We start from the raw sequence: 12,994 nt of genomic DNA on the forward strand, positions 1-12,994 counted from the left end.
TGCCGACACGTCGTTCGGGCTGCCTTTACCTGATCGAATCACGCATGACCAGTCGCTAGTCACGGACAGTTTAATCGGAAAACCCTTCCATTACGTCGCCGATCTGGCCGGAATCATGCGCGGTGATGACGGTCATATCGGGGGCGGCCTTGCGAAGGGCATTGATCGTCATCAACCAGGCCTTCGATTCCGCGCGATAATTCGGCGCATATTCGGGTGCAGCCGCGCGCGCGGGCGGCTTCATCATTTCGAGGCTCTCGGGGACTTTGGCAGCGGGACCGGTGAACAGAAACTCTTGTCCATCGGCTAGCTGGGCATAGACAAGCTTCGCTCGTGGTCCGAGCTCGGTGGCCGGTATCTCGACGACCCCCGGCGCCACAGCGCGCGGTTCCAGATCGCCGAGCCCGCGGACCGGTTTCTTTTTTTCACGCGGCTTGCCCCCGTTGTGCAGGGAGGTGTTTTGCAGAAGGATCACGCGGCTGGCATTGGCCAAGGCCTTGTCGACTCGCTTCTGCGCCGATGAATCGAAACCCAGCAGGTCCGCGTTTGCAGCCGCCTTTCGGCTGGTGCCCGCATCGATCACGATAGGGTTTTGCCCCGGCACGATGAGTTCATAGCTGCGCACGGCGGTAAGCGTCTGTCGAAGGCCCCAACCCGAGACCAGTCGGTTGCGCATGACCCAGCGCGTGCCGATTGTTTCCATGCGAACCTCGACAGGCCTCTCGCCCGACTTGGTATCCGCCAGCGAGCGCAGCTGCGCCATGGTGACCGGCTTGGGGCGGGAGGCATCCGGGCCGGCATCGATGAAGTACCAGTAGAACGGCACGCCAAAGAGGATCAGCAAGGCCAGCAGCCAGTAGTTGAGTCGCCGCGTCAAAACCTCTCGATCCTCCCCAGGCCATAGTGCGTCAGCATTTCGCCGTACGCCTTCGGCACATCCCCAAGACCGGTAAATAGCGCCAGATCAGGAGCTTGGCGAGACCATTCCTGTCCCGCTGTGAGACGCGCGATCTGGCGTGCGATCCCATGCGCGCCGTGCACGAACTGCACCCCGGGGCCGAAGGCTCGAGACAGCTCGGCATCGAGCAGCGGGAAGTGCGTGCAGGCCAGGACGACGGTGTCGATGCGGTCTCCGCCGGGCATGGCCCGCAAGGTCTCGGCAGCATCGGTGATCGCGGCACAATCGACGGGTTCGCCGCGCAGCTTTGCCTCGGCGGCTTCGACAAGGCTGGGTGCGCCATAGCGCAGCAGCAGCTTTTCGGCGGCGAATTCCTGTTCGAGACGGTCGACATAGGCCTGCCGGATCGTGGCTTCGGTACCGAGCAGCCCGATGACGCCGGTCCTGGTCATGGCGGCAGCTGGCTTGATCGCGGGCACGGTGCCGACGATCGGCACTTCCAGCACGTCGCGGACCATCCCCAGGGCAATCGTCGAAGCGGTATTGCAGGCGATGCAGACCAGCCGGGGATGAAAGCGCTCCGTCATGCGGCCGAGCAGGCCGGAGACCCGTGCCGCGATCTGCGCTTCGGTTTTCGAGCCGTAGGGCAGGCCGGCCGTATCCGCGGCGTAGATAACCGGTGCCTCTGGCAGCACCTTGCGGACTTCCTCCAGAACGGTCAGCCCGCCGACACCGGAATCGAACAGAAGGATCGGCGCGGCCGGATCGGCCCGGAGGACCGCTGCCTCTTGCGGCGCGCTGCGTATGGGGGATGTCATTTCCGGGGCCTGATTAACCTTATGCTTGCAGCCTGTTAACCGCCGATCCGGGCAAAGAGCAATGTACAATGCTGCAAGGCGACTTCTGCAAGACGCTTCCAGTCGCTAAGGCTGCGCGCATGGAATGGATTCTCGCTCTGGTACTCGGCTACGGCCTCGGTTCGATACCCTTCGGACTGATCATCACCCGCCTGGCAGGCGTGGGCGATCTGCGCAGCATCGGATCCGGCAATATCGGCGCTACCAACGTGCTGCGTACCGGCCGCAAGGGGCTGGCCGCCACTACGCTGCTGTTCGACTTGCTCAAGGGGCTCGCCGCGGTGCTGATCGTCGGGCAGATATGGCCTGCATGGGTCGGTCTGGGCGCTATCGGTGCCTTTCTCGGCCACTGTTTTCCGATCTGGCTGGGTTTCAAGGGCGGCAAGGGCGTGGCGACGACAGCCGGTGTGGCCTTCGGTCTCGCATGGCCGGTGGGGCTCGCCTACGCCGTTACGTGGCTGGGACTGGTCTTCACCGTCCGCATATCGTCGGTGGCGGGTATGACTGCAGCCGTGGTCGCGCCGCTTGTCGCGCTGGTGCTCGGTGATCGGAACGATGCCCTGGTGCTTGCCGTCATCGCTGCCGTGGTCCTGTTCCAGCATCGCGAGAACATCGCCCGCCTGCGCGCCGGGACCGAACCGAAAGTCGGCGGCAAGAAGGCATGAGCCAGGGCGCAGCGCTGACGCAGGACGAAGCCTTCGCCCGCATCCGCCTGCTGCGCTCGCCCAATGTCGGCCCCGTTACCTACCGGCAGCTGCTGGCCCGTTTCGGGACTGCCGGCGCCGCTCTGGACGCGCTTCCCGATCTCGCGGGGCGTGCCGGAAAACCCTATCGCGCCGTGTCGGAACAGCGCGTGCAGGACGAGATCGCAGCCGTGCGCAAATCCGGCGGGCGATATCTCTTCCACGACTCCGATGACTATTCGCCGCTGCTCGCCGCGATCGAGAGCGCGCCGCCGATCCTGACGGTACGTGGCGATCCCGCGCTCGCCTTGCGGCCCTGTGTCGCCATTGTCGGTGCCCGCAATGCCTCTGCAGGAGCCGTGAAACTTGCGCGCGATTTCGCGCATGGTCTCGCGGCAGCCGGATTTGTCGTCGTCTCGGGATTGGCGCGCGGCATCGATGGTGCCGCACACGAAGGCGCGCTTTCGGCGGATGGCGGCGGGGATGGGGGCGGTGCGACCATCGGCGTGATCGCCAGTGGCATCGACATCGCCTATCCGCCTGAGCATGGCCGGTTGCAGGACCGCATTGCCGGGGAAGGGCTGCTGATTGCCGAACAGCCGCCGGGTACAGAACCGCTCGCGCGTCACTTCCCGGCGCGCAATCGCATCATCGCCGGGCTCGCGGCGGGTACGCTGGTGGTGGAAGCCGCGCCCCGCTCCGGATCGCTGATTACCGCACGACTCGCCGGGGAGATGGGGCGGGAGGTTATGGCCGTTCCCGGTTCGCCGCTCGATGCGCGCTCGCACGGCTGCAACCAGCTTATCCGTGACGGGGCCGTGCTGGTGCAATCGCCGGACGACGTGGCCGAACTGCTGTCCGGCTTCGATGGTGTGCCGCGTTCGGTGGTCCGGGAGGCCGATCCGGTCGCGGAACAGATCGCCGCGCAGGTGACTTCGGATGAGCCGGCAGCCACCGGGATCGCCGATCTGCTCACCACCGCGCCGATTGCCGTCGATGAACTGATCCGCCAGTCGGGCGCGAGTGCATCGGCGGTGCAACTGGCCCTGCTGGAACTCGAGATTGCCGGCCGGCTTGTGCGCCATGCGGGGGGAAGGGTCAGTCTCGGCTGACCTGCATTCCAGCGCGTCAGCCGGCGTTCAGCCGAGGCACGCGATCCTGCTTTTCATCGACGGGCAGAAGGGAACGGATCGATGCGGGCGACGAATTCCAGAACAGCGGTTTCGACCCTTTGCGTACTGGCGCTGAGCGGCAGTACGTTGCCGGTGGCACTGGCGCCTTTTCCAGCGATGGCGGAGGAGAGCGGCCAGGGGTTTTGCCGCAAACCGGGGCCCTTGCCTGATCTCGGGCCGGAGGTTGTGAAAGAGCAACAGCGCCCGCGCCATGCGGTAGATCGGGACACAGGCAAGGAAATTGTCCTTACCGGTAGTCGTGCGGAGGAAGGAGAGGGGGCCGACGACGCCGTGCCTCCACCGCCTCCCCCACCTCCGCCACCGCCTCCACCCGTTGCGATGGCCACGACCGGAGCGCCTGCTGCCGAACGCAGGGCGCCTCTAGAGGGTCGGCGCGTGGCGCCGGAGCCGCACACTGCCTATACGGTGCCATTCCCTCCGCGCCCCCAGCCGGAACCGCAAAGCGGATTGCTGACCGCCGGCGAGCACGACGACCTGCTCAATCCCGAGCTCTATGCCGACTACGTTCGCAAGTCCGATCTAGGCCAGCAGGTCAGGGCGCTGCCGGTGCTCGACACTGCACGACTGCTCACCGTCGAAGTGAAGGACGAGCGGGGTCGACCCGCGCCTTTCGTGCCGGTCGAGCTGCGCTGCTCGGACGGGAACAGCCTCACCTTCACGACGCAGGCCGACGGAACCGTGGCGTTCTTCCCCGGCATGGACCGCCTGTCTGGCACCGTTCACATCCGGGCCGCCGACAGCGCATGGCGGCTTGTCGATGTGCCGCGCACGGCCGGGACAGGACGCATCGGCTTTGCACTGGGCGGGCCGGTGCAGGCCGTGACGAAGCTGGACCTCGCGCTGGTCGTCGACGTTACCGGCTCGATGTCGGACGAATTGCGCTTCCTGCAGGCCGAGCTCGATTCCATCGTTGCCAGCCTCGGCGAGCGGCACCCGGAGCTCGACATTCGCGTCGGCATGACTTTCTACCGGGACAAGGGCGATGCCTTCATCACGCGCACCTATGGCTTCACCGACGACATGGCCAGGGCGCGCGACCAGCTTGGCAAGCAATTCGCGACCGGCGGCGGCGACTACCCGGAAGCCATGCAGGACGCGCTGGTGCGGGCGGCCAACCAGAAGTGGCGCCCCGATGCCATGAAAACCCTGTTGCTCGTCGCCGACGCACCGCCGCACAATGAGGACGTGGGTGCCACCTGGCTCGCCGCCGAACACTTGCGCGCAGAGCGGGTCCAGATCGTCCCTGTCGGCGCTTCGGGCGTGGCGGACCTCGCCGAATACGTGATGCGCGCCATGGCTGCCGCCACCCAGTCGCGCTACGCCTTCCTCACCGACGATTCCGGCATCGGCAATCCACACGCGCCGCCGGCGATCGACTGCTATCTCGTCACCCGGCTCGACAAGCTCCTCACCCGCATCATCGACAGCCAGGTCTCCGGCCGCCGCATCGAACCGGACAAGGCCGACGTGATCCGCGAGGTGGGGCAGTATGAGGCCGGCAAGTGCGTGCTGCCGGAAGGTTTCGGGAAGGAAACATGATGGTTAGACCGAGGATTAACTCGTTGTAACCGCTTGCGTTCCACTCCTTTGTGAGCCTAGCTGCCAATATCCAGCTGCAGTTGGGCGATGAGGAATTGATGGCGCATTTTAGTGTCGGCGACATATTTGGCGAAACATTCGCAATTGCAGAACGAGCCTGGGCGGCGGTCCTTCTCTACGTTGTCGTTTCTACCGGACTGAACGTGTTTCTGGAGTTGGCTTTTGGCGAAACTTTAGGACTGTGGTCTTCTTCGCTGGCAGGGCTTGTATTGGGCTACGCCTTGATGGGGCATGTGATGAAGCGCGAGGGCCTACCATTTGCCGGAATGTCAGTCTTTTTGCTGGTGGTCTATCTGGTTGCGACGTTGGTCAGCAGCATCGCGATATTCATCGGTACACTGTTGTTGGTGGTACCGGGGCTCTTGCTTCTCGCACGCTGGTCGCTGGTTCCGACAATGATCATTGGACGCGGCATGGGAATGCTCCAAGCCTTCTCCGAGAGTTGGAGAGCGACGCGATCCAAGCAATGGACGCTCGTCGGCTTTTACGTTCTTTTGATCCTTGCCTTTGTTCTCCTCTTGGCGCTGGTAGGTGGCGGATTTGCAGGCGTCGAAATAGCAGCTGGTGACGGTGAGGATGTACTCGCGACGGGCTCGCCTGCCGGAGTTTTGGTTGAGGCGGTAGGAAGTTTTTTCGGAAGCCTGTTCGCCTGCTCGAACGTTGCGCTTTATGTGCTTCTGGTTGAACGCGGCCACGAAGAGGAGGCGATTTTCGCCTGAGGTAAAGCGTCTGTTTGCATCTACGCACACCAGTGCTTGACGAATGCCTCCGATGCTTCCCACCCTATGCGTACACACATACGCGTACGCACGCACGTAAGGGCGTCGCGTGAAGAGCATAACGAAAGTCACAAATGCAGCTCGTCATCGTCGAATCCCCGGCCAAGGCCAAAACCATCGAGAAGTATCTGGGCAAGGACTACAAGGTCCTCGCCTCCTATGGCCACGTCCGCGACCTGCCGCCCAAGGACGGGTCCGTCCGGCCCGACGAGGGCTTCGAGATGGACTGGGAGCTCTATGGCGACAAGCAGAAGCAGGTCCGCGCCATTACCGACGCGGCCAAGGCATCCGACCGCCTGATTCTCGCGACTGACCCCGATCGCGAGGGTGAGGCGATTTCGTGGCACGTCCTGGAACTGCTCAAGAAGCGGAAAGCTGTGCCCAAGGACGTGCAGCGCGTCACCTTCAACGCCATTACCAAGGCGACCGTGACCAAGGCGATGGAATCCCCGCGCGAGCTCGATCAGGACCTGATCGACGCCTATCTCGCCCGCCGCGCGCTCGATTACCTGTTCGGCTTCACGCTCTCGCCGGTGCTCTGGCGCAAGCTGCCCGGCGCCAAGTCGGCAGGCCGTGTGCAGTCGGTGGCGCTGCGCCTGATCGTTGACCGCGAGCGCGAGATCGAGGCCTTTACGCCGCAAGAATACTGGTCCGTCGCCGCGAAGATGGCGCATGACGGCACTGACTTCACGGCCAAGCTGGTGACCTTCGAAGGCGAGAAGCTCGACCGCCTCTCTTTGGGCGAGGAAGGCGTGGCCATGCGTGCCAAGGCCGCCGTCGAGCGGGGCGCCTTCAAGGTCGAGAATGTCGAGACCAAGCCGCATCGCCGCAATCCGCAGCCGCCGTTCACGACTTCGACGCTGCAACAGGAAGCCGCGCGCAAGCTCGGGTTCGCCGCCAGCCAGACGATGCGCGTGGCGCAGCACCTCTATGAGGCCGGTGCGATCACCTACATGCGTACCGACGGCGTGCAGATGGACCCGAGCGCGATCTCCGAGTGTCGCCGGGCGATTACCGACCGCTACGATGGGCACTACCTGCCTGAAAAGCCGCGCCACTACGAAACCAAGGCTAAGAACGCGCAGGAGGCTCACGAGGCGATCCGGCCTACCGACTTCACCAAGGACCGCTATGGTTCGGGTGACGAGGCAAAGCTCTACGACCTGATCTTCAAGCGCGCGATGGCGAGCCAGATGGCGAGCGCCGCGCTGGAGCGCACGACCGTCACCCTGCGAGACGGCACCGGCCGCAACGAACTGCGCGCCACTGGCCAGGTGGTGAAGTTCCCCGGCTTCCTCGCGGTCTATGAGGAAGGCCAGGACAACAAGTCCGACGATGACGAGAGCGGCCTGCTGCCGTTCATGAAATCGGGCGACATGCCCGCCAAGAAGGACGTCACCGCCGATCAGCACTTCACCCAGCCGCCGCCGCGCTATTCCGAGGCGAGCCTGGTCAAGCGGCTGGAGGAACTGGGTATCGGCCGTCCCTCGACCTATGCTGCGACGATTCAGGTCCTCAAGGACCGCAATTACGTCCGCACCGAGAAAAACCGTTTCTTTGCCGAGGAATCGGGGCGGCTTCTCACGGCGTTTCTGGAGCGTTTCTTTGAACGCTACGTCGCTTACGACTTCACGGCGGGCATGGAAGACGAGCTCGACGATGTCTCGGGCGGGCGCCATGCGTGGAAGGAACTGCTCGAAGCCTTCTGGCGCGACTTCAAGCCCAAGTCCGACGAGGTGATGGAGAAGAAGCCCTCGGAAGTGACCGAGGTGCTCGACGAATTCCTTTCCGACTTCCTCTTCCCGCCCAAGGCCGATGGCGGCGATCCGCGCCAGTGCCCCAAGTGCGGCGACGGCCGGCTGGCCCTTCGCGGCGGCCGCTACGGCGCTTTCGTCGCCTGCTCTAACTATCCCGAGTGCAAGTTCACCCGCAAGTTCGCCCAGCCGGGCGGCAACGGCGAAGAGGCCGACGATCAGGAACTGGGCAAGGACCCCGAGACCGGACTCGAGATCACGCGCCGCGTCGGGCGTTTCGGCCCCTACATCCAGCTTGGCGAGGGCAAGGAAGCCAAGCGCGCCTCGATCCCCAAGGATATCGACGAACTGACGCTGGAATGGGCGCTCAAGCTGCTCAGCCTGCCGCGCACCGTCGGCACGCACCCGGAGACGGGGAACGAAATCGTTGCCAATATCGGACGCTACGGCCCGTACCTGCTGCATGATGGCAAGTACGCCAAGCTGCGTGCCACCACCGATGTCTTCGAAACCGGGATGAACGCCGCCGTCTCGCTGCTCGCCGAAGCCGCCCAGAACGGTGGACGCGGTGGCCGGGCGAAGGCCGAACCGATCAAGACGCTGGGCAAGCACCCCACCAGCGAAGGTGAAATGAAGGTGATGGCCGGGCGCTATGGTCCCTATGTTACTGACGGCACCACCAACGCCACGCTCCCGCGCGACCAGAAGCCCGAGGATCTGAGCGCCGAACAGGCTGCCGCGCTGATAGATGCCAAGGCCGCAAAGGGCCCGGCGAAAAAGAAGAAAGCCGCGCCGAAGAAAAAGGCAGCAGCCAAGAAGCCCGCAGCGAAGAAGACTACGGCCAAGAAGGCCCCTGCCAAGAAGAAGGTGGAGCCCTCGCCCGACCAGGGGGATGACGTGCCCTGGGAGTCTGCCGAATGAGCAACAAGGTCGCCAAGCACAAGCAGCCGTGGAAGCCGGACGAACTGCAGAAACTGCGTACACTCGCCGGCAAGGGGAAGGGTCTGAAGGAAATCGCCAAAGCCCTTAATCGCACCGAGGAATCGACCAAGGACGCCGCGCGGCAGCACGGGTTCGAGATCGCCAGGGCGCGTTGAGGGGGACGCAGGTCGCCCCAAAACGTTTGCCGCACCGCGCGAGCCGCTTGCACGAGCGCGGCTGTGTGATTATTTGCGATGCATGGCTATTCGCGAAATCCTTGAAGTCCCCGATCCGCGCCTCAAGCAGGTCTCCGTGCCCGTCGAAAAGTTCGACGATGAGCTCAAGACGCTCGTCGAGGACATGTTCGAGACGATGTACGATGCGCCCGGCATCGGCCTTGCCGCCATTCAGGTCGGCGTGCCGCTGCGCGTGCTGGTTATCGATCTCCAGCCCGAGGATCCCGACGCTGAGCCTGAAGTCTGCACCGCGCATGGCGGCCACGAACACACGCATCAGCCGCTCAAGCGCGAGCCGCACGTGTTCATCAATCCGGAGATCCTCGATCCTTCCGAAGAGCTGACCGTCTATCAGGAAGGTTGCCTTTCGGTTCCCGAGATCTATGCCGATGTCGAGCGCCCTTCGCGCATCCGCGCGCGCTGGCAGGATCTCGACGGCAACGTCATCGAGCAAGATATGGACGGGCTGATGGCCACCTGCCTCCAGCACGAGATGGACCACCTCGAAGGCGTCCTGTTCATCGACCACCTCTCGCGCCTGAAGCGCCAGATGGTGCTCAAGAAGCTGGACAAGCTGCGCAAGGCGGCGTGAGCCACTTTAACTGGGTCTAGGTCAGGTGTTGTGGATTAGTTTCCATAGCACTTGCGTACCATTTTCGTTCTCTTATGATTGTGGAACCTCGGGAAGAGCGAACCGGGGACAGGGTTTCCTGTAACTGTGAGGTACCACGAACTCAGCTGTATCTTTTCGGACTAAGCGTATCCCTCGATAAGAGCAAAGCCGCCGAGACATAGCGCCCAATACGATAACGGCAGCAAAGCGTCGCATCGATCAGTTAGCTTATACTCGACACAGGAGGGTGGCCGTATGAAGCGGCTCTACTCGCTGTGTTGGATGAACGACGGTGTCCATTGGTTGCTGTTGAGGCGGGACGGGTTGATTCTGGCCTGTTCGCCGATCGGTTTCGACAATGAAATGGATGCCCTTCAGGATCTTCAGAGGTTTCTCTGAAGCCAACACAGCTCTGCCGCTGGGGATCAACACCCAGCGGCACCTGTGGAGGAGGACAATTGGAACTTGCTGTCGCTGCCATCGTCGCACTCGTCATCGGTCTCGCTCTGGGCTGGTTTCTGGGGTCTCGTCCTGTCGTCGAATGGCGCAGGCAGGCCGAGACGCGCGAGCGGGAGGCCCGTGAACAGGCGGATGCGCACGAGCGCGAGTATCGCGAACTGGATGCAAAGTATCTGCGGACGTTCGCCGATCTGGAAGCAGCGCGTGAGCGGGCGAGTCGCGCCGATGCGCTGGCCGAAACGCTTGATCGCACGCGTGCAGAACATGGCGAGGCGATGGATCGGCTGCGTGGTGAAAGCACGGCACTGCTGGATCGCACCCGGACTGAACACGGCCAGCAGATCGAGGCGCTGCGCAAGGAACAGCGCGAACTCACCGCCGAACTGGCCACGCTGCGCGAGAAGTCCGCGAACTTCGACGAGCAGAAGCGGCTGCTGATCGAGGCGCAGGAAGTTCTGCGCAAGGAATTCGAGAATGCGGGCGCCAAGGTGCTCGAAGGCGCGCAGGAAGCCTTCCTGCGCCGCGCCGGCGCGCGGTTCGAGGAAAGCGAAAAGGCCAATGCCGAACGCATCCGCATGCTGCTCAATCCCGTCGGGGAGCGGCTCAAGAGCTACGAGGAGCAGGTGGCTGCGCTGGAGGCCAAGCGGGTCGACTCGTTCGGGCAACTGACCGGGCTGATCCAGTCGATGCGCGAGGGACAGGAGAAGGTGCGCGAGGAGGCGCAACGGCTCGGCAATTCTCTGCGCAATGCCCCCAAGGCGCGTGGGCGTTGGGGCGAGCAGCAGCTCAAAAACGTACTCGAACAGTGCGGCCTCTCCGAACACACCGATTTCGTCACCGAACATTCGATTGAAACCGAGGACGGACGGCTGCGGCCCGATGCCATCGTCAACATTCCCGGCCAGAAGAAGTTGGTGATCGACGCCAAGGTCTCGCTCAACGCCTACCAGGAAGCCTTCGAGGCGCAGGACGATGCCGCGCGGGAAGCAGCCCTGCGTCAGCACGTCGCCTCAATGCGCAACCACGTCCAGACGTTGGGCGCCAAGAGCTATCAGAGCCAGTTCGAGGATGCACCGGATTACGTTGTCATGTTCGTGCCGGGTGAGCACTTTGTGGCTGCTGCGCTGGAGCAGGACCCCGAACTCTGGGACTTCGCCTTCCGCAACCGCGTGCTGCTTGCGACACCGACCAACCTCGTCGCGATTGCCCGCACGGTCGCGCAGGTTTGGCGTCAGGACGGCCTTGCCCGCGAGGCGCGTGAAATTGGCCGGATGGGCGGCGAGCTTTACGACAGGCTGGCGGTTGCTGCCGAGCATATGAAGCGCGTCGGTGCCGGGCTTGAGACGGCGGTGAACAATTACAACAAGTTCGTCGGCAGCTTCGAGCGCAACGTGCTCAGCTCAGGGCGGCGCCTCAAGGAAAAGCACATCGAAATCGGCAAGCGCGAGATCGACGACGTGCCGCGCATCGAATCCGCGCCGCGCTATGGGGCGGATGCGCTCAAGGATGTCGAGGATACGGCTTCGGCCGACGCAAAATCGCTGTCGGAAGCCGCTGAATAAGCGAAATCAGCTGCCCTTGCGGCCGCCGCTGCGTTCCACGCGGACCAGTTCGGCGGTGTGGCCGCTCGATTGCAGGGTCATCCGGTCGCCGTCTACGCTCATGCGCGGGGTGGCGACGAGCAGGGCGCCCACGGCGCGTTCCTGCTTCCAGGCCGGGTCGGTGCAGTCGATTTCGCTCTGGGCGAGGGGGCCTGCGAAAAGCCGGTTCTCGTCGATGCGCCAGGGACCGCCCAGCCGGTTGCAGCCGACGAGTACGCCGATGTTGCTTCTGTCGAACGTGATCTGCGCATCGCTCGATGTGGGCTGCTGACCATCGATCCGCTCGAAGCGCCAGCTGGTCTGGGCAAGGTGCGCATGATCGCCTCCGTCGGAGCATCCCGCCAGTAGGGCCGGCAGTGCAGAAAGGAGAACGAATCGCCGCATGATCTGGCTATGTTGCCATGCAACATATTAGGGTCTGGTGAACGGCGGCTTCGGGATGTCGGCATTGCGGTCTGAAATCCTCTCTGTCGCAAAGCGATGGGGAGGGGGACCGCCCGCGCAGCGGGTGGTGGAGGGGAAGCCCCTCCGTCAGCGACTGACGTCGCTGCCACCTCCCCATTCCGCTAGCGGAATGGGGAGGATTGAAATCTAGTCCGTCCGCAAATGCGCCAGCGCCTCGTAGGCCAGCACGGCACCTGCCACAGCCGCGTTGAGGCTGTCGGCGCGGCCCAGCATGGGCATGGTGACGCGCAGGTCGCAGGCGTCCTCGTACGCGGCAGGCAGGCCCTGCGATTCGTTGCCGACCATCAGGAAGCACGGCGCCGCGTAGGGTGCGGTTCGGTAGTCGGTGGAATCGCGCAGCGAGGCGGCGACGAGTTGGCCCGGGCCGGAGCGCAGCCAGGGAAGGAACTCGTCCCAGCGGGCGGTCACCAGTTTCTGCGTGAAAATCGCGCCCATGGAGGCGCGCACGGCTTCGACCGAGAAGGGATCGGCGCAGTCGTCGATCAGGATCAGGCCACCGGCGCCGACGGCGTCGCCGGTGCGCAGCATGGTGCCGAGGTTTCCGGGATCGCGCAGCGCCTGTGCCACCAGCCAGATCGGCGCGGCCGTGCGGTCTATGGTCGATAGGCTCGTGTCGAACTCGGCGAAGACCCCGGCGACGGCCTGCGGGTTATCCTTGCCGGTGACCTTGGCAAGGATGTCGACGTCCATTTCGACGATATCGCCACCGGCCTTGTCGACCGCGTCTTCAAGCGCATCGAGCAGCGGGTGCGGTTCGCGTCCGGTCGCCATGACGAGGATTTCGGGGACCTTCCCGCATTCGCGGGCATCGGTCAGCAGCCGCAGCCCCTCGGCAAGGAAGCGCTTTTCCCGCTTGCGGTGCTTCTTCTCCCGCAGCGAGCGGAGGAACTTGACCAGCGGATTGGAAAAACCGGTGATAGTGCGGCGGGTCGCCAA

The 12,994-nt window shown here is 63.9% G+C and carries 13 protein-coding genes; 9 read left to right on the forward strand and 4 right to left on the reverse strand.

What is annotated here, in order from left to right; all coding sequences use genetic code 11:
- Positions 1-70: 70 nt before the first annotated feature.
- Together IEX64_RS08430 and murI are read right to left on the reverse strand one after the other, a co-directional pair.
- Positions 71-877 (reverse strand): hypothetical protein, encoded by an 807-nt coding sequence (locus tag IEX64_RS08430; protein ID WP_188819221.1) that lies wholly within the window; start codon positions 875-877, stop codon positions 71-73.
- Positions 874-1,716, reverse strand: a complete 843-nt coding sequence (gene murI / locus IEX64_RS08435; RefSeq protein ID WP_188819222.1) for a glutamate racemase — start codon at positions 1,714-1,716, stop codon at positions 874-876. The genes IEX64_RS08430 and murI overlap by 4 nt, the downstream gene beginning before the upstream one ends.
- Positions 1,717-1,835: 119 nt before the next feature.
- Between murI and plsY the strand changes: the two genes are divergently transcribed.
- The 9 genes from plsY (at position 1,836) to IEX64_RS08480 (ending at position 11,554) form a co-directional block, all read left to right on the forward strand.
- Positions 1,836-2,420, forward strand: coding sequence for a glycerol-3-phosphate 1-O-acyltransferase PlsY (gene plsY / locus IEX64_RS08440; RefSeq protein WP_188819432.1), 585 nt, complete (start codon positions 1,836-1,838; stop codon positions 2,418-2,420).
- Positions 2,417-3,550: a DNA-processing protein DprA gene (gene dprA, locus IEX64_RS08445; RefSeq protein WP_188819223.1), complete on the forward strand. Its 1,134-nt coding sequence runs from the start codon at positions 2,417-2,419 to the stop codon at positions 3,548-3,550. Before plsY ends, dprA begins: the two co-directional genes overlap by 4 nt.
- 456 nt (positions 3,551-4,006) lie before the next feature.
- On the forward strand, positions 4,007-5,170 hold the full coding sequence (locus IEX64_RS08450; RefSeq protein ID WP_188819224.1) for a vWA domain-containing protein: 1,164 nt from the start codon (positions 4,007-4,009) through the stop codon (positions 5,168-5,170).
- A 50-nt stretch (positions 5,171-5,220) separates the two neighbouring features.
- Positions 5,221-5,949 (forward strand): hypothetical protein, encoded by a 729-nt coding sequence (locus IEX64_RS08455; RefSeq protein WP_188819225.1) that lies wholly within the window; start codon positions 5,221-5,223, stop codon positions 5,947-5,949.
- Positions 5,950-6,083: 134 nt separating this feature from the next.
- On the forward strand, positions 6,084-8,684 hold the full coding sequence (topA, locus tag IEX64_RS08460) for a type I DNA topoisomerase (RefSeq protein ID WP_188819226.1): 2,601 nt from the start codon (positions 6,084-6,086) through the stop codon (positions 8,682-8,684).
- The gene (locus tag IEX64_RS08465; protein WP_039284389.1) at positions 8,681-8,860 is read left to right on the forward strand and encodes a hypothetical protein; all 180 of its coding nucleotides are present in this window, start codon (positions 8,681-8,683) and stop codon (positions 8,858-8,860) included. Before topA ends, IEX64_RS08465 begins: the two co-directional genes overlap by 4 nt.
- 82 nt (positions 8,861-8,942) lie before the next feature.
- The gene (def, locus tag IEX64_RS08470) at positions 8,943-9,512 is read left to right on the forward strand and encodes a peptide deformylase (protein WP_188819227.1); all 570 of its coding nucleotides are present in this window, start codon (positions 8,943-8,945) and stop codon (positions 9,510-9,512) included.
- 276 nt (positions 9,513-9,788) lie between these two features.
- Entirely contained in the window at positions 9,789-9,932 is a 144-nt protein-coding gene (locus IEX64_RS08475; protein WP_188819228.1) for a hypothetical protein, read from the forward strand.
- Between the two features lie 59 nt (positions 9,933-9,991).
- A complete protein-coding gene (locus tag IEX64_RS08480; RefSeq protein WP_188819229.1) occupies positions 9,992-11,554 on the forward strand; it encodes a DNA recombination protein RmuC in 1,563 nt (520 codons plus the stop codon).
- A 6-nt stretch (positions 11,555-11,560) separates the two neighbouring features.
- Here IEX64_RS08480 and IEX64_RS08485 read toward each other — a convergent pair whose 3' ends face one another.
- A complete protein-coding gene (locus IEX64_RS08485) occupies positions 11,561-11,977 on the reverse strand; it encodes an META domain-containing protein (protein WP_188819230.1) in 417 nt (138 codons plus the stop codon).
- A gap of 207 nt (positions 11,978-12,184) precedes the next feature.
- A complete protein-coding gene (locus IEX64_RS08490) occupies positions 12,185-12,994 on the reverse strand; it encodes a TrmH family RNA methyltransferase (RefSeq protein WP_188819231.1) in 810 nt (269 codons plus the stop codon).

It is taken from the genome of Novosphingobium indicum (assembly GCF_014645195.1).
Classification (GTDB): domain Bacteria; phylum Pseudomonadota; class Alphaproteobacteria; order Sphingomonadales; family Sphingomonadaceae; genus Novosphingobium; species Novosphingobium indicum.

Coding starts and splice junctions, on each gene's coding strand:
- plsY (WP_188819432.1), top strand. CDS start 1,836: ATGGAATGGATTCTCGCTCTGGTACTCGGCTACGGCCTCGGTTCGATA.
- IEX64_RS08465 (WP_039284389.1), top strand. CDS start 8,681: ATGAGCAACAAGGTCGCCAAGCACAAGCAGCCGTGGAAGCCGGACGAA.
- IEX64_RS08485 (WP_188819230.1), bottom strand. CDS start 11,977: ATGCGGCGATTCGTTCTCCTTTCTGCACTGCCGGCCCTACTGGCGGGA.
- dprA (WP_188819223.1), top strand. CDS start 2,417: ATGAGCCAGGGCGCAGCGCTGACGCAGGACGAAGCCTTCGCCCGCATC.
- def (WP_188819227.1), top strand. CDS start 8,943: ATGGCTATTCGCGAAATCCTTGAAGTCCCCGATCCGCGCCTCAAGCAG.
- IEX64_RS08475 (WP_188819228.1), top strand. CDS start 9,789: ATGAAGCGGCTCTACTCGCTGTGTTGGATGAACGACGGTGTCCATTGG.
- murI (WP_188819222.1), bottom strand. CDS start 1,716: ATGACATCCCCCATACGCAGCGCGCCGCAAGAGGCAGCGGTCCTCCGG.
- topA (WP_188819226.1), top strand. CDS start 6,084: ATGCAGCTCGTCATCGTCGAATCCCCGGCCAAGGCCAAAACCATCGAG.